The 24,163-nt window shown below is 68.7% G+C and carries 26 protein-coding genes; 8 read left to right on the top strand and 18 right to left on the bottom strand.

Annotated features, from left to right (window positions below):
- The 3 genes from rplM to ACOJUJ_RS20315 all read right to left on the bottom strand — a co-directional run.
- The coding region (rplM, locus tag ACOJUJ_RS20325; protein ID WP_420128735.1) for a 50S ribosomal protein L13 at positions 1 to 246 on the bottom strand (246 nt) is incomplete at its 3' end.
- Positions 247 to 806: 560 nt separating this feature from the next.
- Positions 807 to 1,250 (bottom strand): NUDIX domain-containing protein, encoded by a 444-nt coding sequence (locus tag ACOJUJ_RS20320; protein WP_420128736.1) that lies wholly within the window; start codon positions 1,248 to 1,250, stop codon positions 807 to 809.
- 26 nt (positions 1,251 to 1,276) lie between these two features.
- Complete coding sequence (locus ACOJUJ_RS20315; protein WP_420128734.1) at positions 1,277 to 1,744, bottom strand: hypothetical protein; 468 nt, start codon at positions 1,742 to 1,744, stop codon at positions 1,277 to 1,279.
- A gap of 274 nt (positions 1,745 to 2,018) precedes the next feature.
- Between ACOJUJ_RS20315 and ACOJUJ_RS20310 the strand changes: the two genes are divergently transcribed.
- Positions 2,019 to 2,522, top strand: coding sequence for a TonB-dependent receptor plug domain-containing protein (locus ACOJUJ_RS20310; protein ID WP_420128733.1), 504 nt, complete (start codon positions 2,019 to 2,021; stop codon positions 2,520 to 2,522).
- 60 nt (positions 2,523 to 2,582) lie between these two features.
- Here the strand turns inward: ACOJUJ_RS20310 and ACOJUJ_RS20305 are convergent, their stop codons facing one another.
- The 7 genes from ACOJUJ_RS20305 to ACOJUJ_RS20275 form a co-directional block, all read right to left on the bottom strand.
- The gene (locus ACOJUJ_RS20305; RefSeq protein ID WP_420128732.1) at positions 2,583 to 3,065 is read right to left on the bottom strand and encodes a DUF1499 domain-containing protein; all 483 of its coding nucleotides are present in this window, start codon (positions 3,063 to 3,065) and stop codon (positions 2,583 to 2,585) included.
- Positions 3,058 to 3,378, bottom strand: a complete 321-nt coding sequence (locus ACOJUJ_RS20300; RefSeq protein ID WP_420128731.1) for a putative quinol monooxygenase — start codon at positions 3,376 to 3,378, stop codon at positions 3,058 to 3,060. The genes ACOJUJ_RS20305 and ACOJUJ_RS20300 overlap by 8 nt, the downstream gene beginning before the upstream one ends.
- Positions 3,379 to 3,410: 32 nt before the next feature.
- On the bottom strand, positions 3,411 to 3,782 hold the full coding sequence (locus ACOJUJ_RS20295) for an MmcQ/YjbR family DNA-binding protein (protein ID WP_420128730.1): 372 nt from the start codon (positions 3,780 to 3,782) through the stop codon (positions 3,411 to 3,413).
- Positions 3,783 to 4,142: 360 nt separating this feature from the next.
- Positions 4,143 to 4,961: a hypothetical protein gene (locus ACOJUJ_RS20290; protein WP_420128729.1), complete on the bottom strand. Its 819-nt coding sequence runs from the start codon at positions 4,959 to 4,961 to the stop codon at positions 4,143 to 4,145.
- A gap of 45 nt (positions 4,962 to 5,006) precedes the next feature.
- Positions 5,007 to 5,339, bottom strand: coding sequence for a DUF6665 family protein (locus ACOJUJ_RS20285; protein ID WP_420128728.1), 333 nt, complete (start codon positions 5,337 to 5,339; stop codon positions 5,007 to 5,009).
- A 272-nt stretch (positions 5,340 to 5,611) separates the two neighbouring features.
- Positions 5,612 to 6,526 carry a hypothetical protein gene (locus ACOJUJ_RS20280; protein ID WP_420128727.1) on the bottom strand — a complete coding sequence of 305 codons (915 nt, stop codon included), beginning with the start codon at positions 6,524 to 6,526 and terminating at the stop codon, positions 5,612 to 5,614.
- A gap of 455 nt (positions 6,527 to 6,981) precedes the next feature.
- Positions 6,982 to 8,343: a hypothetical protein gene (locus ACOJUJ_RS20275; RefSeq protein ID WP_420128726.1), complete on the bottom strand. Its 1,362-nt coding sequence runs from the start codon at positions 8,341 to 8,343 to the stop codon at positions 6,982 to 6,984.
- A 441-nt stretch (positions 8,344 to 8,784) separates the two neighbouring features.
- On the opposite strand from ACOJUJ_RS20275, the gene ACOJUJ_RS20270 reads away from it, so the two are divergent.
- Positions 8,785 to 9,042, top strand: coding sequence for a hypothetical protein (locus ACOJUJ_RS20270; protein ID WP_420128725.1), 258 nt, complete (start codon positions 8,785 to 8,787; stop codon positions 9,040 to 9,042).
- Between the two features lie 132 nt (positions 9,043 to 9,174).
- On the opposite strand, the gene ACOJUJ_RS20265 is transcribed toward ACOJUJ_RS20270, so the two are convergent.
- On the bottom strand, positions 9,175 to 9,954 hold the full coding sequence (locus ACOJUJ_RS20265) for a class I SAM-dependent methyltransferase (RefSeq protein WP_420128724.1): 780 nt from the start codon (positions 9,952 to 9,954) through the stop codon (positions 9,175 to 9,177).
- A 207-nt stretch (positions 9,955 to 10,161) separates the two neighbouring features.
- Between ACOJUJ_RS20265 and ACOJUJ_RS20260 the strand changes: the two genes are divergently transcribed.
- Positions 10,162 to 10,629, top strand: coding sequence for a DinB family protein (locus ACOJUJ_RS20260; protein ID WP_420128723.1), 468 nt, complete (start codon positions 10,162 to 10,164; stop codon positions 10,627 to 10,629).
- A 964-nt stretch (positions 10,630 to 11,593) separates the two neighbouring features.
- Here ACOJUJ_RS20260 and ACOJUJ_RS20255 read toward each other — a convergent pair.
- A complete protein-coding gene (locus ACOJUJ_RS20255) occupies positions 11,594 to 13,492 on the bottom strand; it encodes an NUDIX domain-containing protein (RefSeq protein WP_420128722.1) in 1,899 nt (632 codons plus the stop codon).
- Between the two features lie 256 nt (positions 13,493 to 13,748).
- On the opposite strand from ACOJUJ_RS20255, the gene ACOJUJ_RS20250 reads away from it, so the two are divergent.
- Positions 13,749 to 15,029 (top strand): ATP-binding protein, encoded by a 1,281-nt coding sequence (locus ACOJUJ_RS20250; protein ID WP_420128721.1) that lies wholly within the window; start codon positions 13,749 to 13,751, stop codon positions 15,027 to 15,029.
- Positions 15,030 to 15,160: 131 nt separating this feature from the next.
- On the opposite strand, the gene ACOJUJ_RS20245 is transcribed toward ACOJUJ_RS20250, so the two are convergent.
- Positions 15,161 to 16,045 (bottom strand): DUF4261 domain-containing protein, encoded by an 885-nt coding sequence (locus tag ACOJUJ_RS20245; RefSeq protein WP_420128720.1) that lies wholly within the window; start codon positions 16,043 to 16,045, stop codon positions 15,161 to 15,163.
- Between the two features lie 454 nt (positions 16,046 to 16,499).
- On the opposite strand from ACOJUJ_RS20245, the gene ACOJUJ_RS20240 reads away from it, so the two are divergent.
- A complete protein-coding gene (locus ACOJUJ_RS20240; RefSeq protein ID WP_420128719.1) occupies positions 16,500 to 17,183 on the top strand; it encodes a DUF305 domain-containing protein in 684 nt (227 codons plus the stop codon).
- 56 nt (positions 17,184 to 17,239) lie between these two features.
- Positions 17,240 to 19,210 carry an LVIVD repeat-containing protein gene (locus ACOJUJ_RS20235; protein WP_420128718.1) on the top strand — a complete coding sequence of 657 codons (1,971 nt, stop codon included), beginning with the start codon at positions 17,240 to 17,242 and terminating at the stop codon, positions 19,208 to 19,210.
- A gap of 520 nt (positions 19,211 to 19,730) precedes the next feature.
- Here the strand turns inward: ACOJUJ_RS20235 and ACOJUJ_RS20230 are convergent.
- The 4 genes from ACOJUJ_RS20230 to ACOJUJ_RS20215 all read right to left on the bottom strand — a co-directional run bounded on the left by ACOJUJ_RS20230 (position 19,731) and on the right by ACOJUJ_RS20215 (position 21,625).
- Positions 19,731 to 20,150, bottom strand: coding sequence for a hypothetical protein (locus ACOJUJ_RS20230; protein WP_420128717.1), 420 nt, complete (start codon positions 20,148 to 20,150; stop codon positions 19,731 to 19,733).
- A 53-nt stretch (positions 20,151 to 20,203) separates the two neighbouring features.
- Positions 20,204 to 20,602 (bottom strand): hypothetical protein, encoded by a 399-nt coding sequence (locus ACOJUJ_RS20225; protein ID WP_420128716.1) that lies wholly within the window; start codon positions 20,600 to 20,602, stop codon positions 20,204 to 20,206.
- A gap of 81 nt (positions 20,603 to 20,683) precedes the next feature.
- A complete protein-coding gene (locus ACOJUJ_RS20220) occupies positions 20,684 to 20,932 on the bottom strand; it encodes a hypothetical protein (protein ID WP_420128715.1) in 249 nt (82 codons plus the stop codon).
- A 30-nt stretch (positions 20,933 to 20,962) separates the two neighbouring features.
- On the bottom strand, positions 20,963 to 21,625 hold the full coding sequence (locus ACOJUJ_RS20215) for a hypothetical protein (RefSeq protein WP_420128714.1): 663 nt from the start codon (positions 21,623 to 21,625) through the stop codon (positions 20,963 to 20,965).
- 161 nt (positions 21,626 to 21,786) lie between these two features.
- Here ACOJUJ_RS20215 and ACOJUJ_RS20210 point away from each other — a divergent pair, with 161 nt between their 5' ends.
- Positions 21,787 to 22,368 (top strand): hypothetical protein, encoded by a 582-nt coding sequence (locus ACOJUJ_RS20210; protein WP_420128713.1) that lies wholly within the window; start codon positions 21,787 to 21,789, stop codon positions 22,366 to 22,368.
- Positions 22,369 to 22,764: 396 nt separating this feature from the next.
- On the opposite strand, the gene ACOJUJ_RS20205 is transcribed toward ACOJUJ_RS20210, so the two are convergent.
- Entirely contained in the window at positions 22,765 to 23,442 is a 678-nt protein-coding gene (locus ACOJUJ_RS20205; protein WP_420128712.1) for an ArsR/SmtB family transcription factor, read from the bottom strand.
- Positions 23,443 to 23,538: 96 nt separating this feature from the next.
- On the opposite strand from ACOJUJ_RS20205, the gene ACOJUJ_RS20200 reads away from it, so the two are divergent.
- Positions 23,539 to 24,012 (top strand): OsmC family protein, encoded by a 474-nt coding sequence (locus ACOJUJ_RS20200; RefSeq protein ID WP_420128711.1) that lies wholly within the window; start codon positions 23,539 to 23,541, stop codon positions 24,010 to 24,012.
- Positions 24,013 to 24,163 lie beyond the last annotated feature (151 nt).

Below are 24,163 nucleotides of genomic sequence, written 5' to 3'. Positions count from 1 at the left end.
GCCCATGTAGCCGGTGTGCTTGAAGTAGGTCTTCTGGTCGGCCTTGTTGCCGCTCAGACGGACCTTGTCCGCGTTGATGACCACGACGTAGTCGCCGGTGTCCAGGTGCGGGGTGTAGGTCGGCTTGTGCTTGCCGCGCAGCACGCGGGCAATCTCCGTGGCCACCCGGCCCAGGATCTTGCTGTCCGCGTCGACGACGAACCACTTGTGCTCGATCTCTCCCGCCTTTACGGAATACGTCTTCATCGTACTTTTCTCGCGCCCGAAGCGCGGGCCTGTGCCGGCCAGGTGCCGGCGGGTTCTGGTGTTCCGGACGAAAATTCCGCCTCCGGCGCCTTGCCGGGGCGGAGCGTGGTCGGGACAGATCGGTACGATACACAAACTTGCGCACCGTGTCAACCGGTGGGGCAAGGAATGGCGGGGGATGCGGGGCGGATCAGCGGCTCGCGACGCGGTGCCCCTCCCCCGGCCCCTCCCCGTTCGTTCCTCACGGAGAGGGGAGAAGTCGATCCCGCTGCGAAGGACCTACGGCCGTTCTCCCTCCCCCACGCAGTTTGTGGGGGAGGGCTGGGGAGGGGGCGACCCACCATCTCGCTCCCGACCGTCCAGAGCTAAACAGCTCCAGCCCCACATCAACCTCCCCCGGCAGTTTCGGGGGAGGTGGGCCGGTGGTGCCGGCCCGGAGGGGGCGCCGCGCGAAACCCTCCGCAGCACCCAAACCCCTGCCCCACATCAACCTCCCCCGGCAGTTTTCGGGGGAGGTGGGCCGGTGGTGCCGGCCCGGAGGGAGCGCGGCGGGTCGCGACTCACTCCGCCAGTAGCGCTTCCAGTCTGCCGACGAACTCGGCCTGGGCGGCGTTCATCTTCAGGCGGGCTTCGGCGGGGGAGAACCAGGCGCAGCGGTCCACCTCGGGAAAGGTGATCATCCGCCCCGACCCGCGCGGCCACTCGGTGCGCATCTCGTTGCTGGTGACGGTGGCGGGGTCCGCGTCGCCCTCCCAGGCCCAGGCGTGCACGCGCTTCCCCGCCTTCTGCCGGATGTCGCCCAGGGGAAGAAAGGGCTCGCGCGGCGCAATCCCCGTTTCTTCGCGGAACTCGCGCTGCGCGGCGTCCAGCGGCGTCTCGCCTTCGTCCACCAGGCCCTTGGGGATGGTCCAGGCGCCTTCGTCCTTGTTCTTCCAGAACGGGCCGCCCGGGTGCGCCAGAAACACCTCCAGCCCGCGCTCCTCCGTCCGCCGGAACAGCACCATCCCCGCGCTTTCCCCCGCGCGCCGGCTCACCGGCCGTGCTCCGTCGCGGCGGACGGCACGGCGGCGGCGTGCAGCGCGGAGATCAGCTCCCGCAGCCGCGCGGCCTCTTCCCGGTTCAATCCGTCGGCGCGGATGATCATGGTGCTGTGGCCGGGATCGGCGCTCAGAATCCAGTGCTCTCCGCCGCGCGAGTAGTGGCGGACGGACCTGACCGCCGTCCACGGCAGCGTCTGCGGGGCGTCGTTGCGCATCAGCGTTGCGCTTTCGGCGGAAAGCTGGATCTCATCCACCCACTGGACGTGCGCGCGCAGCAGGTAGCCCACCAGCACCACGCCCGCGGCCAGCGCGCTCAGCCCCGCCAGCAGGCGCACGTCGCGCTCCCCCTGCCCCACGTACAGGTATCCCGCCACCAGCGCCGCGGCCAGGCCGGCGGCGACCAGGCTTTCGGTGCGGGCCTCGGCGGGGCGCGGGGTGAACGTGTGGACGTCCGTCATGCGTGTGGATACGCGGAAAGGGAGGGGCGCGGATGCATGGCACCCCGGGGCCCGTGAGGATGTTGCTTGCCCCACGCGCCACACGAATGCAGAGTAGTGGATGCCGCCGCGCGCATCAAGCCGCGGCGGCCGCTCCGTGGCCCCGGCCATGCAGCACATCCCGTCGGGGCGTTCGGCCCGGTGACGCACCGTGGCGAGGCGCCCGCCGCCCATCCCGCGACCGGGCGCACGCCGCGTCCGCTCGCGGGTGGCGGGCCCAGCCACGGAGGAAACCATGGCACGCACGGGGCACCGCCGCCGCAACGCGTTTCTGCATGCCGGCCTGGCCGCACTGCTCGCGGCGGGGTGCGCGGGCCATCCGCCGGCTGACGCGCCGGGCCCCGAGGCCGACGGAGTCGAAGTCGGCTACGGGACGCAGAAGGCGGAGAACATCACCGGCTCGGTTGCGTCGCTTTCCGGCGAGCGGCTGCGATCGCGCCGGGTGTCGCGGGTGGAGGAGATGTTCCAGGGGCGGCTGGCGGGCGTGGCGGTCACGCGGCTGCCGGGCGGGGGCTACTCGGTGCGCATCCGCGGCGCCAGCAGCCTGACGGAGGGCGGCGAGCCGCTGTTCGTAGTGGACGGCGTGCCGCTGCTGGGCGCGCGCGCCGGGCACGAGCTGGACGGCATCAACCCCGCCGACGTGGAGCGCATCGACGTGCTGAAAGACGCCGGATCGGCCGCCATCTACGGCTCGCGCGCGGCCAACGGAGTCATCCTCATCACCACCCGCCGTCCGTAGGCTCCGGACGGATCGGGGATGTTGGTGGAGCGGCCGCCCGGTTCACGCCCGGCGGCCGCTTCAGCGTTCGGCGGCGCGGAACCGTTCGCCAAAGCGCTCCATCCGGGCGCGGTTCACGCCAAAGTCCTTGCGGCCCAGCCGCGACGCGGAGCGAAAGCGCACCACCCGCGAGGTGCTGTCCACCATCACCTCCACGTCGTCGACGAAGCGGAAGACGCGGCTGCGGGCCTCGGCGTGCAGGTAGCCCGGCCGCTCGGTGACGATGCGCGTGCGCGGCTCAGCCAGCAGCGCGGCCCGCGCGCGCGCCAGCGCCTCCCCCGGCGTGCCGGTGAACGGCAGCGCGGGCATGGCGTGCCCTGCATCCGTCGCCTCGGTCGAGACGCAGTTGGGGGTGGATGGGCACGGCTGCAGCGGCCCGTCCGGCGGCGCCAGGCGGCCGGGTTTGCCGCGGTACCCGATCAGAATCAGCAACGGCAGAAGGAGCAGCGGGATGGCGCCGCGGCGCATCCACCGGCCCTCCCTGCGCTCCGCGGAATCAGGCAACGGCGGCCTCCTTTCGCCCGCGGACGGCGGTAACGTCGTAGTGCCGCATCTCGGCGATGTCGCCCACGTACGGGCGAATGGCGGCAAAGAAGACGCCGAAGTCAGGTCCCTTCCGGAACCCCTGCATGTGCCCCTGGGCCGAGTCCCACTCGATGCGCAGCGTGTACTGCATGGGATCTTCAGCGCAGCGCGAAAGCTCCCACGCCAGGCAATGCGGCGACGCGGCCAGCGCGGACTGCGCCTGGGCGTACGCATCCTCGAACGCGTCCCGCCGCTCGGGCGGGATCTGGTAGCGCACGTACTCCACGATCACGGGAATCCGTCGATAAGGGAGGTGCGCGGGCTCTAGCCGCGCGTCGGCGCCGGTTCAATGCCCAGCTCGCGACGCAGCTTGCGCGTCAGCTTGGACGCGACCAGCTCGTGCGACTCACGCAGCAGGTCCTGGATCTCCTCGCGCGGAAGGACGCGGGTGTGGTCCAGCTTGATCCACGACTGCCGTGCAAGATACGGCGCCGGCGAGATCCCCGCCTCACGGGTCAGGATGGGGAACACCCCGTCACTCACCTTGAAGCGCACGAGGTCCGAATCGCCCACGTCGAACATGGCGAACATCTTTTCGCCCACCGAGTACACCAGGTGGTCGCCCCACTTCACGTCTTCCGTGGCGCCCGGAAGCGTCCGGCAGAAGTCCAGGAGCTCGGCTTTCACGCTCTGCATGGGTCATCGTCGGGTGGAGTCAGGCCAGCGGCAAGGACGCATGATGCCCATCGAGAAGCTGAGCCGGTAACGTGCGGACCGCCTGCAGGGGCGAATGAATTCGCTGCAACAACTACACGAAGTCCGCCTTCGCGGGCTGGAGGCTTACGCGCGGAAAGCGGGTGTGGTGGGCGTGGCGGGATCCGGGTGAGCCTCCTCCGTTCGGCACGCGTCGAACTGTCATTTCGATGGAGCGCCGCGCGGAACCATCCGGTACGAAAAAACCGCCTGCCGCGCGCGGAATCGGGCGCGGCGCGGTTGGGCCTCGGAACGGCGTCGATCGAGTCATTCCACGGGTGGGTGGGACTCGTCCGCTCAGCCTCAGAACACCGTGACGCGGCCGTTGCGGGCGATGCGGCGCACGCGGGCCTCGTTGGACGTGGAGTATTCCAGGATCCACAGGTCGCCGTTGGGCGCCACCATCACGCCGGAGGGAGCCCAGGGTGCGGGGGTGCGGGCCACCGTCGCCACGCGTCCGTCGGCGCCCACGTGCATCACGGAACGCGTGCCGTAGACGGCGACGTACAGGCCGTCCCGCGCATCCGGAAACAGCCCCATTATCCCCGATCCCATCCCCCGCACGACGGTGGAGATGCGCCCCTCGCGGTCGATGCGGCGCAGGTCCTCGCCATCCACCACCCACACCGATGCCTGCGGCCCGGGCGCAATCCAGTTGATGGTGTGGTTGAACCGCACGTTCGGGCCGATGGTGGTGGTGCGGCCGTCCGGGGTACGCTTTCGGATGGTGCAGCGCCGCTCCGGGCACGGCACCCAGTACATCGCCCCCGCGGCGTCGCGCACAAAGCCGTAGTCGCGAAAAAAGCCGTCGCGCCACGGGATGACGTCCGTCACGCGGCCGTCGGGGGCGCGGCGCCAGACGCGGTGGCGCCAGCGGTCGCCGCCCTGGTACTCGCTGTCTTCGCCAAACAGGTTGCCGGCGGCGTCCATCGCCAGCTCGTGCGTGTGCACGTCGCGCACGGCGACCGACTTGCGGCCGTCCGGCGCGATCCGCCAGACGTGGACGAGGTCGGTGTAGAACACGTTCCCCTGCCGGTCCATCACGATCCCCACGCCCGGATGCGCCCGCGCCGGCACCGCCGCCGCCAGCACCAGCAGAAACGCGGCGAGGATCGCTTTCATCATGACTCTCGTCGTTCGGAGAAGAAGGGCGCGAGGGGGAACAGGCTACGGACCAGGGCGCCGGTTAAGGCCCATGCGCAGCCGCACTTCGCGGGGGACGCCCAGTTGACGCATCATCCCCTCGCTGTCGGGGATGCCCAGCACCTCACGCTGCACCACAAAGTACCACAGCGCCTCGCCCGCGGCGGCCACCAGCGCGTCCCGCTCCCGCGCGCCGAAGCCGGGCCGCGCGGCCGCATCGAACTCCGCCAGCCGGTCCAGCGCCGCCTGCAGCTTGGTTCCCAGCCGCGCCAGCACCGCGGCCTTTTCCTGCAGGATCTCGTACTGCAGCACGTCCACGTCGCCACCGCCGCCCGCGAGGTTCCGCGGCTTTCTCAACACCATCGTCCCGCATCCTCCGATGTCCATCTAGAGCCCGCTCCGGGGCTCATTCAACCCATCGCGGAAGCAAAATCGGCGCCCTCGCCGGGCCCACCGCGGCCTGATGCCACTGCTTTAGTCTAGCCACCCCCCGAGGGCGACCGATGCCGCGCGCGGCCCCGTCAATTAACGCGCATAACGATGCGCTCACGGCGACGGACCAGCCTACATCGGCGCGAGTTCCATCTCCGCGAGCACCGCAACGAGTACCATCCACAATAAGGCTGATCTCAGCTTTCATTAGGCACCAGCGGTTGGTGCGCGGGAACACTCAACTGGTGGGGCCCGCGAGAAATCGTCCCATAGGTTGGATAAAACTGGATAATACTTCCAGATTCCCACCTGTGAACCAGAACGCGTTTGGTATGCTGCAACGGCAGAGGAGGTATCGTCATCGTTCTGATCATAAAATCGAATAGCGCATCTTCTCCCAAATATTGGTAGCCCTCCCGGTCTGGGCCGCCAACTGTGATGATTAGATCATCCACCGAGGGTTGGTCGTGCTGCATGACCACCCGCTTAAACTCTTCCCATAGTTCAAGAGAGGTGTGTTCGGTTGGGTAATTATACGCGATCTCAAAGCCCATTTTTACGAAAAACGGAGAACTTGGTGCGGCCACGAGCAAAGGCACCGCGTAGTAGCGCCACCCACTTGCAGAAGTCTGGATCCCAAAGTCCGGTGCCTGCTCCGGTACTTCAGGCCCATATGATACACCCATCTCAGATTGAAAACGGAACAGTTCTAGTCCATTCAGTAGTTCCTGCTGCGTGTTTCCCCGGAGCGGAAGATCCAACAAATCCCTACTGGTAGTCGCCCAAACCCAAAGCAGCAGGCCAGTAAGATGACTGAACCTGTCTGGTCCTGCGTCGAAGATCGCGCGGCGGACCGAACGGAACATTGCCTGTGAGGCACGCCGAGAGCCAACTACAAATTGCGTACAGTCAATTCGTCGAACGCCTTCAGGTGCGAGGCCAATAAAATCGGGAGGATCTTCACCGCGCCTCAAACCAACATAAGGTCTCGCTCCGAAGGCCAAGCAGAAGTCGGTACAGAACTTTTGCAGATGAAGCTCCTCCATCTGGTCTTTGGAGATAGGTGCCTGCAACGGATAGAGGTGGATCGGCATCTCACCACCGACCATCATCGCAGGCTCCTCCGTGCTGACTTGAACACCTTCCACACCGTAGCACGCAGGCGGGAACCACGGCGCTGTCCGCACAAACTGCCGGTCCGCTCGCAATTCTTTGCGAACTTGGAACGGCAAAACCATCCCGCGCCTTGGAATCCCGGGAGGTGGCTCATTCATCGGTAAACTCTTCTCTCCCTAACTTGCATCACCGGCGCGAGCTCGGTCGCCGTGAGCGCGCCACGCAGGGGGGACGAACCAGGGGTCAAGAAGAGGATGGTGGCCATGGCGCCGTGGAGTGAGCAGGCAAGATCGAGGGAGGACGTTCGAGGATAACCGCGCCCCTCCGCATCGCACAAGCCTGTCGCGGCGGGCAAAAACATGGGGCCGGCTCCACGCTCGTGAAGCCGGCCCCGTCGATCCCGTCACCGCGCGGACGGCGGATTCGATTCAGCGCCCGCGCAACGTCAGGATCAGGTGGCCGCCGGCGCGTGATCCGCCACGCCCTTGAACGGGATGGCCGCCGGCGGGTTGAAGATGGCGGACAGGGCGGCGATCAGCGTTTGCCCGGTCGTGGAGTTGGTCACGGGGTTGAGCTGGTTCACCGGGTAGTCCACGCTGGGCCAGGTGGCGTAGCTGACCTGGGTGGTACCGGTGGGCTCGTTGTAGAGGACGTTGCCCTCCATGAAGATCCCCCAGTTGGCGTTCAGGTACGCCTCGTCGTTGAACTCGTAGATGCAGAAGCCCATCACCAGGCTGCCGGGGTTGCTCGCCAGGTAGTCGGTGACCGTGGTGACCTGCCCAACCAGGCTGGCAAACTCCGCGTTCTCCCCCGCCGACCCCGCGCCGCGCGGCGAAAGCGCGAACTCGGTGAGCAGCAGCGGCACGGCGAACTGCTGACCCGGCCAGTTGAGGTTGTTGGTGGTGTTGGACTTCCACGCGTCGTACTGGGTCAGGGTGGCCGACAGGCCGCTATCCGACTGGTAGATGTTGACGCTGTTGTAGTACCAGTCCGCAAACCACGTGTACCCGCTCAGGCCACTCCACGTCGCGCCGAAGGTGCCGGAGCCGCCCGTGGTGCCCTGGGGAAGCGGGGTGGTGCCGCCGGTCACGCCCCCGGCCAGCGCGCCAAACCAGTAGCTGGCCGGCGTGGTGCCCGGATTGCCCTGGTCCGCGTTGGAGATGGGGCTGGTGAGCAGCGCCTGCCCCAGGCTGTTGGCCGTCATCTGCCCCTGCAGGTTGACGATCCACCAGATGATGCGGGCCAGCCGCGACGCCGGATCCACGATGCCGCTGCTTCCCTGCCCCTGCAGCGTGTTGATGTCGATCTCGTTGCCGACGGAGAAGGAATGCACCGCCGGATGGAGCTTCCCGTTCTTCGTCACGCTGCTCAGAAACTGCGTCAGCGCGGTCTGCATGGCGGCCGGGGCGCTGCCGAACGAGTAGTCGCCGCCGGGATTGTTTCCGTTCCAGGCGTAGGTGTCGTCCGAGAGAAAGTAGTTGGAGACCGGGACGATCACCTGGATGCCGTTCTTGCTGGCGTAGTCCAGAAAATCCAGGTGCGCCGTGCCCACCTGGGTCGTGGCGTCCCAGCCACGGGTGGGGCCCCAGTTGTACAGGCGCACCAGGTTGAAGCCGCCGCCGCCGATGGTGCCCAGGTCGTCGCGGTAGACGTTGCCGTTGGCATCGGTGCCGGCGTTCCACAGGGCCTGGAACGAGACGTTGAAGAAGTCGGCGTCGGAAAGCTGAGCGTTGGGGCCGCTGTTGGGATAGGACCCGGTGTAGCCCGGCCAGGTGGGGTTGTAGCAGATGCCGTACTTGGTGCCGGTCGACATGGGGATGCCTTTGCTGTGCGAGGTGAGAACCGCCAGCCCGTCGCAGAGGAACGGGCAGATCTGCCTGGGGATGACGCCGTCGTGGGCAACCGCCGGACCGTGCGCGAAAACCGGGAAAATCGTTGCGGGACAACAAGGCGGGGACCTGGCGAATCGTGGTGCGTTCACATTCCGTTACAGCGTTCCGATACAGGTGTAACGTGCGCCTCTCCGTCGAAGTCCGGGGATGAGCGTCCGTCCCCGGCGCGTAAAAACGAAGCGGCGGCCCCCGGAAAGGAACCGCCGCCTCGTCACGCACGGACCCAGCCGTCCGCGATTCTCCAGTGCCACGGCCTGTCCGCGCCGGGCACGCCTACGCCGCGCAACAAAAGGATTGCTGAACATCCGGTTACGACCAAGCTTTCGCCGGGTTTAATGTTTCCTCGGCTCCAGGGCAAAAGGATGAACATTCCCAAGGACGGACAGATCGCCGGCGCGGCGCCCCCCGGGCCCGGGCCGACACCGACGCCGGTTTCGGCCGCAGCCCCGCCGCAGGTACATGCGGACGACCACTGGCCCATCTGCCGCTGCACCCACCCCATGCACCCGCACAAGGTGGAGCTGCGCAGGGGCGTAAAGCTGGAGCGCTTCAAGTGCCCGCGCCGGCGCTGGTGGAACGGGTTGAAGCACCCCGACGTGTGGCAGCCGCCGCGGCATTAGGCCGGGCTGGAGCCACGTGAAAGACGCCGCCGCGGGGAGACGGCGGCGTTGCTTCCACAGGTACCCGCCGCGAGCCCCCCGCTCGTTCCTCGCGGCGCGGGGAGTATTGATCGCGCTCGATGGCGAGCCGCGTCAGACGGCGGGTTTGCGGCCCACGAACACCTCGTACGAGCCGGGCTCCAGATCCGAATGGTCGAAGGGGACGGCGCGGGCCTCGAATCCTACCTCCGCCAGCAGCCGCAGCCAGTCGCCGCGCGAGAACAGGCCTTCCACGTGGCGGTCGTGCTCCACCGAAACCGAGCCGTCCGCCTCGCGCAGCAGGTAGGCGAAGTCGGCCGTGTAGGTGGTATCCGACGGGTCGGGATCCCACGTCCACATCAGGTAGCGCATGGCGCGGCCGTCGCCGTCGTGGCCGCCTTCCTCGGTGGAGGGGGCAAAGTTCTCGCGCAGGTGGTCGGGGGCAAAGAGCGCGGCGCCGCCGGGGGCGCAGTGCTCCCATGCCGTCTGCATCGCCCGCCGCAGGTCCGCCTCGGTGGTCATGTAGCACACGGCGTCGTGCACAAACACGCAGTCGAACCGGCGCCCCAGCCGCACGGTGCGCATGTCGCCCTGCACGTGCTCGCACTCCGGGTTAAGCCGGCGGCTCACCTCCAGCATTCCGGGAGAGAGATCGACCAGCACCACCTCCGCGAAGCGAGCCTTGAGGTACGACGCGTTGTTGCCGCCACCGCTGCCCAGTTCCAGCAGCGTGCGCGGCGGACGGCTGCCTGCCTCGATGAGCACGTCTCCGTAGAACCCCGCCTCTTCCTCGTACTCGTCCGGCGACGACATCAGCGGCCACCACGACGCGAGGTCGCCGTACAGCTTGGGCGCGCCGGCGGCGGCCGCGGGGGCTTCGATCTCGGTATCCATCCCGGTTTTTGGGTTCTGGTGAGCCATCCTATCCATCTCACTCCACATTCCCAATGCACGCGGGAGCCGGCGAGTTCCCGAGAAGGCGGAAGAAGCAAATGTTTGCCTTGTGGACGACGGCCGGGCGCCCTATCTTCGTCGCTCCGCCCGAACGAATCCCGAACAGGGGATTCGGAGGATTGCCCATCCACCGCTCGTGAGGCACGCATGTCCGACACCGCCGCCGTTACCGCCGAAGCCCTGCTGGAGCACTGGCAGGGGCACCGCCGGCTTACGCGCCGCCTGATCGAGGCGTATCCCGAAGACCAGCTCTTCACCTACTCCATCGGCGGGATGCGGACCTTTGGCGAGCTGGTGCTGGAACTGCTCACCATGGCGGCGCCGATGGCGCGGGGCGTGGTGACCGGCGACTGGACCACGTCGTGGGACCGGGAACAGAAGCCGAAGGAAGAGATCCTGCGGATGTGGGACCAGTCCACCGAAGAGCTCAACACCCTGTGGCCGCGGATCCCGGCCGAGCGATTCCAGGAAGAGCTGGTGGCGTTCGGCCAGTATCCCGGCCGCGCGTCGGACCTGATCCTGTACGTGATCGACAACGAGATCCACCACCGCGGGCAGGGCTACGTGTACCTGCGCTCGCTGGGCGTGGAGCCGCCCCCGTTCTACGAGCGCTGATCGGCGCAAGATAACACCGAATCCACGAAACATTGGGCACGCAGAGGAAGCGGAGGAAGCAGAGAACTGCATGTAAAAACTCTGCTTCCTCTGCTCCCTCTGCGTGAGAACCTGCAGTTGGGGAATACGGAGTGTGTTTGCGGATCAGGTGCAAGGCCGCCCGGGAGCAGCTCCCGGGCGGCCTCATCATCCTCTACCTGCGCGGCCCGTTGTCGCGTCCGCCGCCGGACGGGTTGCCGGTGGTGCTGGGGTATCCCGCCGAGTTCCCGCCGCCGTTGCCGTTCGCCATGGGAGTTCTCCTGTGTCGGTATCCCTCGAAAGTCCGGCGCGACGGGCAGAGGGAAAGCGCACCGCCGCGCGAGCGATGGATACGATGCGCAGCCGCAACTGGTTTCACGGCATCGGGATACGGATGGCCAACCCGCAAAGCACAGGGGTTGATTTCCTGAAGGAGGCGCCACGCCTATCCTGCCTGAACAACGAAGCTGGTGCGCCGACTGAAGGATCTTGTCTGCGTGGATGAGGGACTTGAACGGCTCCCGAGGGCTGGGCCTCCCGCGACCCGACAAAGATCCTTCGGTCGCGCGCAAGCCCCCGTGATTGCGGAAGTTGCCGGGTGTGCGCTCCCTCAGCCTCAGGATGACATCGTACTTCTGTGGGGGACATCCAGGAGTGTGTTTCAGGATTTCCCAAGACCTGGATTTCGTGAGGAAGGCGCCGCTCCGAACCTGCTGCTCCCGAGGCACTTTGGCGCCGACCGAAGGATCTCGCCGGCAGAACCGTGGGGCTGGATCTCCGAGGAAGCGCATGCCGCGCGGTGGCGGAGAGAAGGTGCTTCGGTCGCGCGCCAGTGGCGGTGCAAGGCACAGTTCCGCGCGGCGCTCCCTCAGGATGACCGATCGCGAGAGCGAAGGGAGAGGTTCAGCAACACCGGCCCAGGAGATCAACGTCTTTCGGGTGGATATCACCCATCGTCCGTGAACCACTCGGGGAGGCGCGTGTCCCGCAGGCGGGGCGAGACGACGGGGATGGGGGAGGCGGCGGAGTTGATGGCGATGGGATTGCGGACCGACGTCAGTACCTGCGGTCTCAGCTCTTCGATGATCTCCCGGAAACCCTGCATGGGCCGGCCCAGCAGTACGGTGGGGTTGCGCAGGATCTCGTCCAGGTCCGCCCACATGTAATACAGGCTGGTGGGATGCTCCCCCAGCTCGTCGGCGGAAAGGTCCTGCAGCAGCGCTTCGGTGTGCTGGTTGTGCCTGCGCAGGCACTGCAGCGTGGCGTGCTGCGCCGCGCCCAGCACCTCCAGCTCAAAGACGCCGATGTCGTAGCGCCGCATCAGGGGCCCGTCGTTCATGCTTCCGGCGCCCACGTGGCGCGTCTCCAGCCGGCCCAGGTAGCGGCAGCCCACGGCCTGCACCAGCGACCGGTCCAGCCGTTCCGCCACCACGTAGCGCGCGGAGTCGGGGGAGGTGACGTCGGGATCATCCACCTCCTCCAGGCCGCGCGCCGGCAGCTGGAACTTGCGCGCCTTGAAGTCCCAGCGCACCAGCAGGTAACGGCATCCCGTCTCGTCCGTCGCGCCCACCAGCAGCGCGGCGATGCGGCGCTCGCTGGACGGGACCATGACGCGGTACGAGAGCAGACCCAGCAGCGACGCGTGGCGGTCGAAAAGCTGGCGGCGCAGCTTGTCCACCTCGTCGCGCGCGCCGCGGTGCACGGCGTCCGCGTACCACTCGCCCTTACCCTCCGCCGCAAAGACGGATGATTCGGTGAGCGCCGCGGCCGCCAGCACCCGCAGCGTGGGCGCCGCGAACGGGGACGCCGCGCGATAGCTGCCCCGGTCGTCCACCAGCCCCAGCAGGCTAAGCACGCCGTACACCGTCTCCCCGGCGCCGCCGCCCAACGCGGGGGCGTGTGGCAGCGGCGCGTGCGAGTCCACGGACTGCTGCAGTACATCCGCCAGCCGCAGCAGGGGCAGGTACGCGTCAAAGTAGCGGCGCAGCACCCGCAGCAGGCGCCCCGTCGACCCGAACAGCACCTTGTCGCGCTGCTCGAACGCCTCGCTCAGCGGCACCCACGCGTACGCATCGAAGGTGGATTCCAGCACCACGTCGCCGGCGGGGGCGGGAGCCCAGAACAGGCTCATCCGGACCGTCTTGCCGCTGCGCCTGTCCGGCCACGCGTCGCGCAGCTCGCAGATGAACGTGGCGGCGTCCGGCTCCACCCCAAATCCCACTTCTTCGCGGGCCTCGCGCACCGCCGCGGCCAGCGGCGTCTCGCCGGGGTCGATCTTGCCGCCGGGGAACTGCCAGTTTCCCGCGCCCAGTTTGGCGGTGGCGGCGCGCTTGACCAGCAGCACCGCGCCGTCGCGAATCAGCGCAAGGCTGGCCGCCCCACGCACCCCTGGCTCCGCGCTTTCCGCCGTGTTGGCGGGCGCGGCAGGCGCGGACGAGGGCGCCTGGATGCTGCGGCGCAGCAGGCTCCAGTTCGCGGGGTCGTTCAGCCCGCCGCGAAGGTCCACCCACAGGTTGGAGCGGAGAAAGAGGGGAAGCGTGAGCTCCGCCGGGGCGCCCGGCACAAGCACGGGGATCACGCGGATGGAGGGATCGTCCAGCGACAGGGTGAGCGCCGCCTGGATCTCGGGATCCTGCCAGTCGCCCACGCCGCTGGCCCCCACGCACACCAGCACGTTGCGCGAGGCCCGCACGCCCTGCTCGATGCTGGCCAGCAGCGGCGTCCCGGCGATCAGCTGGTCGCTGTCCTTCCACACCGAAACGCTCTCGGCGCGCAGCAGCGCCACGAGCGCATCCACCACCAGCGTATCGCGTCGGTTGTAGCTGACGAAGACGTCGTATTTCATGGATCCGCGGATGCCGGCCCGTTGCGGAGCGCTCCCCGCCGAAGGCCGGGGGAGGGAGAGGCCGGGCAGGATCGCGCCCGGCGGCGACAAGATCGTATCCCGCGGCGACGGAAACAACGCATCCGTCGCGGATCACGCGGCGGCAGCCGGTCCCGCACGTGGTCGGCGTCGAGGTCAGAAGACGCGCGGGGATACGGTCCGGGCCGGGTTCATCCGGCTTTGCCACAGGGCGCGGATCGTGCTATCCCACGCCACCATGACACACCCCGACCCCGACAAAACGACCCCCGGCACCGCCCCAGGCGCGGCCGTGCTCCCGCCCAACGCCCTGGCGGCCGCGCTGGCGGCGCACCTGAGGGCGGCGAGATCCGAGATCGTGGGGCGGTGGCTGGAGCGGATCGCCGCGCGCGTGACGATCGACCCGGGACGGATCTTTCCGTCGGAGGAGCTGCTGAACCACGTCCCGGTGCTTCTGGACGGGCTGGCGGAGCACCTGGAGAGCCCGGGCAGAGACCCCGGGGGCAGCGCGGGGGTGCTGGCCAAGGCCATGGAGCTGGGCGCGCTGCGCCACGAGCAGGGCTTCGACGCCTACGAGATCCTGAAGGAGCACGAGATCCTCGCCAAGATCATCAGCGCCAACCTGGCGGAGTACCTGGAGCGCGAAAACCCTCCGGGAACGCGCGCCGAGGTGGTGGACTGCTGGCAGCGCCTGGGCGATGCGCTGGAGACGATCCGGCAGGCGGCGGTCACCAACTTTCTGCGGTTGTGGAGCGACCGCGTAAACGAGCGCGAGGAGCGGCTGCGGCGGTTCAACCGGATGGTGAGCCACGAGCTGAAGAACCGCGTGGGCGCCATTCGCGGCGCCGTCAGTCTTCTGGAAGAGCCCTGGCTGGCCGAGGCCGAACGCGAGCGCTTTCAGCGCATGGTGCGCGAGAACGCCGAGGGTCTGCAACTGGTGCTGGAGAACCTGATCACGCTGTCGCGCCTGGAAGAGGATGCGCGCCAGCAGCGCAACGTGCTTCTTCCGCAGGCGGTTGCCGAGGTGGTGCGGCAGCTGCGTGCGGGCGCGGAGCTGCACGGGGTGGAGATCCGGGTGGATTCGGCGCTTCCCAACGTGGAGGTGGACGCCGCCGCGGTGGAGCTGTGCATGGCCAACTACCTGTCGAACGCCATCAAGTACTCGAACCCGCACCAGCCGGAGCGGTGGGTAGAAGTCTCGGGCGAGCTGGTTTTTGCGGACCCGGAGGACCGCGGGTCCGAGCTGGTGGTCCGCGTCCGCGACAACGGGATCGGGGTGCCCGAGCCCGCGCGCGCCCGGCTGTTCGACCGCTTTTACCGGGCCCACGAGGGGGACCTCGCGGAGGTGGAGGGCACGGGGCTGGGGCTGAACATCGTGCGCGAGACGGTGCAGTCACTGGGCGGGCGCGCGTGGGCGGAGTTCCCGGAGCAGGGCACCGTGTTCGCGTTCGCCCTTCCCTCGCGCCGGGTAGAAGACGCCGCGTCGGCAGGCACTCGCCGGCAGGATCCCGCGGTCTGAGGCGGGTCCCGCTGTCCGTTGTGCTCCCGATCCCGGATCGTGGAAAAGACGTGTCTCACACGGGGTCAACGGGGTCAACGGGGTCAATGGTCGAGTTCCCCTGCGCCGGTGCGTGATGATCCCTTTGCGTATCAGGTTGATTGGCGGGTGGTGGGATTTCCGGCCGCCGCCTCACCGCCTTCGAGCACGACGGCGCGGGTGCCGGGGGCAAAACGGGAGGGAAGATGGCGCACGGGGTGGCGGTCCTCGACGGGATAGCCGAACATCTCGCCATCATCCAGCGGCCTGTCCCTCCACACCTGGTCGTCGATGGCGTCACACACCCTGTCCAGCATCTCCTGGAACCCCCGCGCACTAGCCCACACCTCCAGCTCCATCATCCCGAAGCGGGACATGCCCGTGGTGTAGGCCGACACGCGCCCATCCGCTTCGCGAACGGGATTGACCCCCACCCACAGCAGGAGGGAGAAGTTGTCGCGCTCGGTGGTGAGCGCTTCGTCCAGCCAATCGCCGCGGGAGCGCACCATCGCTGCGTCCGGCACGTACACGCCTGCCGACGGCGTGGTGGCTACGACGGCGCCCACCAGGCGCGCCTGCAGGCCGAACAGGTGCATCAGGTCCGCTTCCGTGCTGCTGGCTTCTACGAGGATGTGTCCCCGGTGCGCGGCCACTTCTTCGCGCGCGGCGGGCCATTGCCACGCCAGGGCGACAGGCCGTTCCAGCTCCCGCGCGGGGATGGGTGTGGGATGGGAGCGAATCGTCACCGTTCCGCCAGGAATGCGGCAGACCACCATGCCCCGCTCTTCGCTGACGTCGGTGATCGGGAGGAACAACGGGTCGCCCAGCACGCCCTGGCCGCGCAGATGGTCGATCACCGCTTGCCCGTCCGCCGGCACCGGCTCGCGCAAAAGCACGATCGCCAGCACGCGGGTGGCCGCCGCGGTGGACGCGGGGGACGTGTCCCGCGGCTGGGGGCGAGCGGGATACGGACTCCGAAGCCAGTCGAGCAGGCCCATCGAGGTGCCTCCGATTACGGGATGGATCCTACGCCTCTACCTGGACCAACAAAGTTCCAGCCCGGGCAGGGTGTGCGCAACGTTCGTATCCGATGAGGACCGCGGGCGCCAAATCCTGGACTCGCGACAGCCCACTGCCGGCGGACGGCAGATTTCTCAGTGGGCGCCAGGGTGTGGAGCCAGGGGACGGGTCCGCGCGGCGCCTCCTTCGAAAGGACAGATCGAGCCGAGCGGACAGATTGCGATGCGTTGGGGCGTTCGTATCCGACGATCGAGAAGGCCTGCCCGTTCACCCGTTCACCCGTTCACCCGTTCACCCGTTCACCCGTTCACCCAACGCCGCCGCGGAGCACGGTGTCTGAGATCGCTGGGCGCGGGTGCTAAGTACTTGCCATCCCGCTCCGCCGTGCTAGTATCGAACGTTCGAACTGAACATCACCGGAAACCAGCTGGAATGAAGGCATCCATTACCAGACGGCTGGCCGCCACCCTGCTGGCGCTGTCTGCCGCGGCGTGCGGCGGCACCACGCGCGCCACCCCCGCCCCGGCGCCCGGCCCGGGCGTGCCCGCCGCGGTGGACGTGCACGGCACCCACGCCGCCACCGGCCCGGCGCCCGCGGTGAACAACGGCGGCCATCCGTGGACGGAGGCGGACGCGCGCTTCATGAGCAGCATGATCGGCCACCACGCCCAGGCCATCGTGATCGCGCAGCTGGCGCCCACGCACGACGCCAGCCCGGAGGTGCGCCGGCTGGCCGCGCGCATCATCGGCTCGCAGGAAGACGAGATCGCCACCATGCGGCAGTGGCTGGCCGACCGCGGCCTGCCGGTGCCCGAGGCGCACGCCGGGCACCACGATCACGGCGGCGGGATGATGCCGGGAATGCTGACCCCGGCGCAGGTCGCCCAGCTGGACGCGGCGCGCGGCGAAGACTTTGACCGCCTGTTCCTTACGTTCATGATCCAGCACCACCGGGGCGCGGTGGCCATGGTCGAGCAGTTGTTCGGCAGCTACGGCGCCGGGCAGGACGAGACCGTGTTCAAGTTCGCCTCGGACGTAAACGTGGACCAGGCTACCGAGATCGACCGGATGCAGCGGATGCTGGAAGCGCTTCTCTTTGCCTCCCCTGCCCCGTGAGCGGCCCGACCCGGCAGGCGCGCAGGACCCACTCCACCCGACACAAGGACACCGTGATGCAACTCGCTTCTTCGCCCCGCCCCGCGCGGGTGCGTTCCACCACCACCCGGCTGCGCGCGCTGTCGCTGGCGGCCGCGCTGGCCGCGGCCGCGCTGCAGGCGGCCCCCGCGGCGGCGCAGGGCACTTCCAGCGATCCGCGCGTGGGGCTGCGCGCCGGCCGCTTTGACGCCGGCGAGGCCACGTGGAACATGCGCGTGCTCTCCCGCAGCCAGCCGGCGGCGGAGTTTGCCGGGGCCAGCAGCTCGGACGTGGCGTTCACCGGCAACTACGCCATCCAGGGCAACTACAACGGCTGGATGATCTGGGACATCTCCAATCCCAGCCGGCCGTCGCTGGTCAAGGGCTTCGTGTGCCCGGCCTCGCAGAGCGACGTGAGCGTGTACAAGAACCTGCTCTTCGTCTCCGGCGAGGGGCTTACGGGGCGGCTGGACTGCGGCACGCAGGGCGTGCGCGACACGGTGAGCCAGGAGCGGCTGCGCGGCCTGCGCATCTTCGACATCACCGACATCCGCAACCCGCGCAACGTGGGCAACGTGCAGACGTGCCGCGGCTCGCACACGCACACCGTGCTGGCGGACCCGGACGACCGCGAGAACGTCTACGTGTACATCTCGGGCTCCGCGGGTGTGCGTTCGCCCAGCGAGCTTGCCGGCTGCGTGAACGAAACGCCGGACCGCGACCCCAACTCGGCGCTCTTCCGCATCGAGGTGGTCAAGGTGCCGCTGGGCAACCCCGAGCGCGCGGCCATCGTCAGCTCGCCGCGCATCTTCAACGACCTTGCCGCGCCCCCGCGCCACGGCGAGACCCGGGCTGACCTCGAGGCGGCGCGCGCCCGCGGCGCGTTCGTGGTGATGGTGAACGGGCACGAGCGCGTGGTGCAGCAGGGCTTCGCCAACGTGGTGCTGGACAGCATCGTCCGCAGGCGGGGCGGCACCGGGCGCGCGCAGGCCACGGCGGCGGACAGCGCCACCGCGCGCGCCATGCTGCCGGGGATCCTGGCGGCCGCGATGGGCGAGGGCAGCGGGCCGCGCCCCGGGCCCACGCAGTGCCACGACATCACCGTCTACCCGGCGATCGGCCTGGCGGGCGGCGCGTGCGAGGGGTACGGGATGCTGCTGGACATCAGCGACCCGGTAAACCCGGTGCGCGTCTCGGCCGTGGCCGACAGCAACTTCTCGTACTGGCACTCGGCCACGTTCAGCAACGACGGCAGCAAGGTGCTGTTCAGCGACGAGTGGGGCGGCGGCGGGCAGCCCAAGTGCCGCGCCACCGACCCGGCGGAGTGGGGCGCCGACGCCATCTTCTCCGTCACGCGCGACCGGCAGATGCAGTTCCGCAGCTACTACAAGCTGCCCGCGGTGCAGACCGCGTTCGAGAACTGCGTGGCCCACAACGGCTCGCTGATCCCCATCCCGGGGCGTGACGTGATGGTGCAGGCGTGGTACCAGGGCGGCATCTCGGTCTTCGACTGGACCGACGCCGGCCGCCCGCGAGAGATCGCCTTCTTTGACCGCGGGCCGGCGGACAGCACGCGCATGGCCCCCGGCGGTTCGTGGTCGGCGTACTGGTACAACGGGGTGATCGTGAGCTCCGAGATCTCGCGCGGGCTGGACGTGATGGAGCTGACGCCCAGCGAGCACCTGTCGCAGAACGAGATCGACGCGGCCAAGACGGTGCGGCTGGAGTACCTGAACGCGCAGGAACAGCCCAAGTTCGTGTGGCCGCCCAGCTTTGCGCTGGCCCGCGCGTACCTGGACCAGCTGCAGCGGGGCAACGGCCTGGCCGCCGCCCGCATCACCGCCGTGCGCCAGGCGCTGGCCACCGCCGAGCGCGCCTCGGGCGCCGCGCGCGGCACCGCGCTGACGCAGCTGGCGACCGCGCTGCACGGCGACGCCCGCGGCGCGGCCGACGAGCCCCGCGTGCACATGCTCGCCGCCGCCGTGGAGCAGCTCGCCGCCGCGCGCTGATCCCGCGTCGCGGACGCTGATGCCGCAGCACGAAGGAACCGCCCGGGGCACGTCGCTCCGGGCGGTTCTTTCGTTGTGCCATCGAGCAACGGCGGTGATTCCGGATCAGCAAAAGAATGGGCCTCACACGGAGTCAACGGAGTCAACGGAGTTTGTTCGTGCCGTTGCCTCCAGGTTCACGCGGATCCGCTAAAAGATTGGGCTCACGCAGAGTTACCAGAGTTAGCAGAGTTTTCTCGTGCCATTTCCTCGGAGTGGAGCCGGATTCCCAGGTGTCGGGTGCGGGTGGGGCTGCCGGCGAGGCACGATCTTTTGTAAGGGTGTCGGGAACGGGAGGAAGATGGAATGCGGCAGGGGGCCATCCGCATTTTTTTGAAAAGGTGTGGGTGGGCAGATGGGTCTCGGCAGCGCATGGAATCGAGAGGATCGCACCACCTGATGCGCGATCTGTAGAACCGTCCACCCACTCCACGGTCGAGGTGAGCGACCGTTCTGGACGTTTGCCCCTGTCTCATGATCCCTACGGCGCCCGGGCCGGATCCGCCGACGTCGTATCGGCGTCTGCGTCGTCGGGTTCGGCGGGGCAGCGGTTGAGGTCGGCGGAGGAGGCGGGGGAATCGGTCAGGCGCCAGCGCCAGCACGGGTAGCCGCTGACGGGGAGCCGCGCCTCGTAGGTGCGCGGGCCGCCGATTCCGCCGCCGGTGGTGGACGCGCGCAGCGCAATGAAACCGCCGGCGCCCAGGAGCGGCTTGCACACCTGCTGCCCCGGCATCACGTCGAACCGCACCGGGCCGGCGCGCGCCACCACGTTGCCGTACGCGATGGCGGCGTTCTCCACGCACAGCGTAAGGCGGTCGCCCGCGTCACCCTCCTCGCCGCCGCGAAAGAAGGGTCCGCAGGCGGCGAGGAACAGAAGCAGAACGGCCGCGCATCGATGCATGGTACCCTCTCCCGTCCGGCAATGGAGGGTCCGGACGGAGCAGGGTCCATGCCTCAATCCAGGCTCGGCAGCTCCTGCCGGATGATGTGGACGTCCGTCGCGAACACCTGCCCCGAGTCGGAGCGCAGTTCGACACCCGTGGTCCATACCAGAAGCCGGTCGCCCACCTGGAGGTCATCCGTGCTCGCCCGGCGCGGCTGCCCGTTGCGATCCGCCAGGTAAAGGCGAGTCGAGGATCCGATCTCGACGATCTTTCGATCCGGCGGCGAAGTTGACCCATCCCGCTGCACCAGCACGCGCGCGGGCGCGTCCAGCGACGCCGGTCCCAGCAGGAACTCGGTCAGCGTGCCGCCGTAATCCGCGTCGGTTTCCGGCAGCGAGGGGCTGGAGCCGCCGCATGCGCTTACGGCAAAGGCAAGGACGGCGACGAGCAGCGAACGGAGCAGGGTCATGGGTAGGATCCGGTGCAGGGTTACGGGTCGATGGGACGCCCGTAGAACGCCCCTCCTCGGCGCATTCGGACGGGCGGCGCGTCAGGCGGGACGGTGCGCCGTGCGATCGTCCAGCCACCGGCCGCACATCTCGCACAGCCCGCGGTCGTCCAGCGCCAGCACGCCGATACGCTCCCGCAGCCCCGGCCCCAGCGGCGCGAAGCGGGTGAACTCATCCGGCGCGTCCGGCTTTACGCCCACGCTTCCGCATCCCCCGCACTGGTTCACGAACCGGCGCACCTCGGGGACGGTGATCGCCATCTGCTCAAACTCGTTGGGTCGCTTTCCCATGGTTCGCGGCACGGGGTTGGGGCGGGCGGGTCAGCGCCGCCGCTGCATGGTGTGGGCGGTAAACTCGATGGGATCGCGGTCCGGCGTGCGCAGGTACAGATCCAGCAACTCCCTCCGCCGCGCGGACTCACGCGCGTCCAGGCCCGGCGCATCCACCAGCCGGCGCAGGTCCGCTTCCACCTGATCGGGACGCTCGTGCCGCAGCGTGAGCAGGGTAAGGCCCGTAAACGGAAAGCGGTCGAAGTTTTCCAGCAGAAAATCGTGCAGCACCGGCCCGTGGCGCATGTGGAACATGATGATGCGGTCGATGCCGCGCACCGGGTACTGCGGAAACGCGGCCGAATGCATGAGCGCGGAGGCAAAGTTGTTCAGGATGAGTTCGGCCATGGCCAGCACCTCGTCGCGCGTAGCCGTATCGCCGGCCTGCCACCGCGCGTCGGCGTAGAAGTACGGGCGCAGGTACGGACGCTCCACCATCAGCCGCACGTGGTCGGACGATTCGGTGATGGAGCGCTGAATCAGGTGCAGGTCCGGCTGCTTTTGCGCGATCTCCAGCTGCCGCACGCCGTGCTCGATCTGCTCCTTCGCGATCCGCAGCTGCTTGCGGAACACCGTGAAGTTCATCAAGCCCACCAGCACCAGCAGCAGCGTGCCCAGAAAGCCCAGCACCCCGATCCACAGCTCGATCCCCATCCCCGTCTCCCTCTTCCCCGTTGCCGATTGGACGCACCGTGAGCCGTACGATGGCGCCGCGTGGGGATGCGGCGCAACGCGGGCGGGTTGCGGCGGGTGCGCGGCGCGTGAGATGTTGCGCCCGGGGAACGAAGGTTGATCCACACCACGGGCGAGGAACGATGCGGATTCGGGCGTTGCTGATCATCTTCTGCGCGGCGCTGGCCGGATGCCGCGCGTCACTCCCGGCGGCGCGCGCGGCTGGCGAACAGGACGCGTTCTGGGCCTCGCTGCAGCGGATGTGCGGGCAGGCGTACGCGGGCACCGTGGTGAATCCTACCGCCGCGGACACGGGATTCGTCGGCAAGACGCTGGTGATGCACGTGCGGCAGTGCGCGCCCGGCGAGATCCGCATTCCCTTTCACGTAGGCGAAAACCGCTCGCGCACCTGGATCCTCACGCGCACGGACGGCGGGCTGCGGCTGAAGCACGACCACCGCCACGAGGACGGCGGCGAAGACGCCATCACCCAGTACGGCGGCGACACGCGCGGCGCCGGCACCCCCGCCGCGCAGGAGTTCTACGCCGACGCGCACACCGCCACGCTCATCCCCGCCGCCGTGACCAACGTGTGGACGATGGAGGTGATTCCCGGCCAGCGGTTCGCCTACGCCCTGCGCCGCGAAGGCACGGACCGCCGCTTTCGCGTGGAGTTCGACCTGACGCGCCCCGTCGCGGCGCCGCCCGCGCCGTGGGGATATTGAGGTGAACGGGTGAACGGGTGAGCGGGTGAGCGGGTGAGCGGGTGAACGGGTGAAGGGGTGAAGGGGTGAAGGGGTGAAGGGGTGAACGAGTGAAGGGGTGACAAGGGGAATGAGGCCCACTGTCATCCTGAGGGAGCGCCGCCCGTAACTTTCATACCCACCGAAACTTGCGCGCGACCGAAGGATCTTTGTCGGGTCGCGCGAGACCCAGCCCCACGATGGCCGAAACGAGATCCTTCAGTCGCGCGCAAGCGATTGAGTAGCGTCAAGTTCGGGAGGCGCGCTCCCTCAGGAAATCAATGCTCCGGTATGAGCATGAGATTCAGACTCTTGACCACACTCTCGGGAAGTCAACGCTGAACCGTGGGACTGGCGGCTACACTCCGCCGTTCGAAATCAGCCCGCCAGGTGCGGGTGCTCGATAAAGGAATCGCCGCGCGGGGCGAGAACGACCACGCGTGAGCCGGGCTCCCGGCGCGCGTAGCCCCGCGCCATCAGCCGGTCCAGCAGCGCCGCGCCCACCGCCCCCGCCAGGTGCGTGCGCCGCTCGCTCCAGTCCAGGCACCCGCGGCACATTCCCCGCCGCCGCGCCCGCAGCGCCTCCAGGTCAATCCCCACTCGCCCGCACCACGCCTCCCCTGCTTCCGTAAGCCGCAGCGCCTCGTCACCGCCGGCGATCAGCCCCTGCTCGCGCAGCCGCTCCAGCAGCCGCACGCCCGCCTCGCCCGCCAGGTGGTCGTAGCACACGCGCGCCCGCCGCATCCGCTCGTCGCGCGGGCCGCGTGGCGCGGCCTGGGCGCGCGGGGCAATGCTCATCAACCCCTCGATGGCGGCGCCGATCTCGGGCGTGGGGATGCGGAAGTAGCGGTGCCGCCCCTGCCGCGCGATGGCCACCAGCCCTCCGGCGGCAAGCCGCGCCAGGTGGCTGCTGGCGGTGCTGGCCGTGACCCCCGCGTGCAGGGCAAGCTCGGTGGCGGTGTGCGCGCGGCCGTCCATCAGCGCCATCAGCATGGCGGCGCGGGCGGGCTCGCCCACCAGGGCGGCGACGGAGGCCAAATCGATCGTGCTGGACATACTTTGATGATGCGCGAAGCATGGTTCGCCCGCAAGGAGTACGATTCCCACCGGGGCGCGCCGCCCCGCATCCACCGAAACGCGAAGGGAGAACCGATGGCCGCAGGGGAGCACGGATACGCCGCCCGGGTGGTCTGGGAGGGAAACACGGGCGAGGGCACGGCCCGCTACACGGCGTACGGCCGCGAATACAGGGTGGAGATCGGGGGCAAGCCGGACCTGGCGGGCTCGGCGGACCCGGCGTTCCGGGGCGACCCGGCGCGGCACAACCCCGAGGACCTGTTCCTGGCCGCCATCTCCGCCTGCCACATGCTGTTCTACCTCTCCCTCTGCTCGCGGGCAGGCATTCGCGTGCTCGCCTACAAAGACCACGCGGACGGAGTGATGCGGACAAACGCCGACGGTGGTGGGCAGTTCGAGGCGGTGACCCTGCGTCCCGAAGTCGTCGTCGGTGGCGAGGCGGACGCCACGCTCGCGCTGCAACTGCACGAGCGGGCTCACGCGCTCTGCTTCATCGCGCGCTCGTGCAGCGTCCCGATCCGGCACGAGCCGACGGTTGTGAAGGGGTGAAGGGGTGAAGGGGTGAAGGGGTGAGAGGGGTGAGAGGGGACGAGGGGAAAAAAGATGTCGCCTGAGCCTTTACGTCCCAAGCCAGTCATCCTGAGGGAGCCGCCGCGCAAATCCTTCTGTTTGCAGAGTCCATGGCGGCGACCGAAGGACC

The organism is Longimicrobium sp. (genome assembly GCF_048594345.1).
Taxonomy (GTDB): domain Bacteria; phylum Gemmatimonadota; class Gemmatimonadetes; order Longimicrobiales; family Longimicrobiaceae; genus Longimicrobium.
The sequence above is the reverse complement of the archived record's forward strand: the minus strand, read 5'-3'. Positions and strand labels throughout refer to the sequence as shown.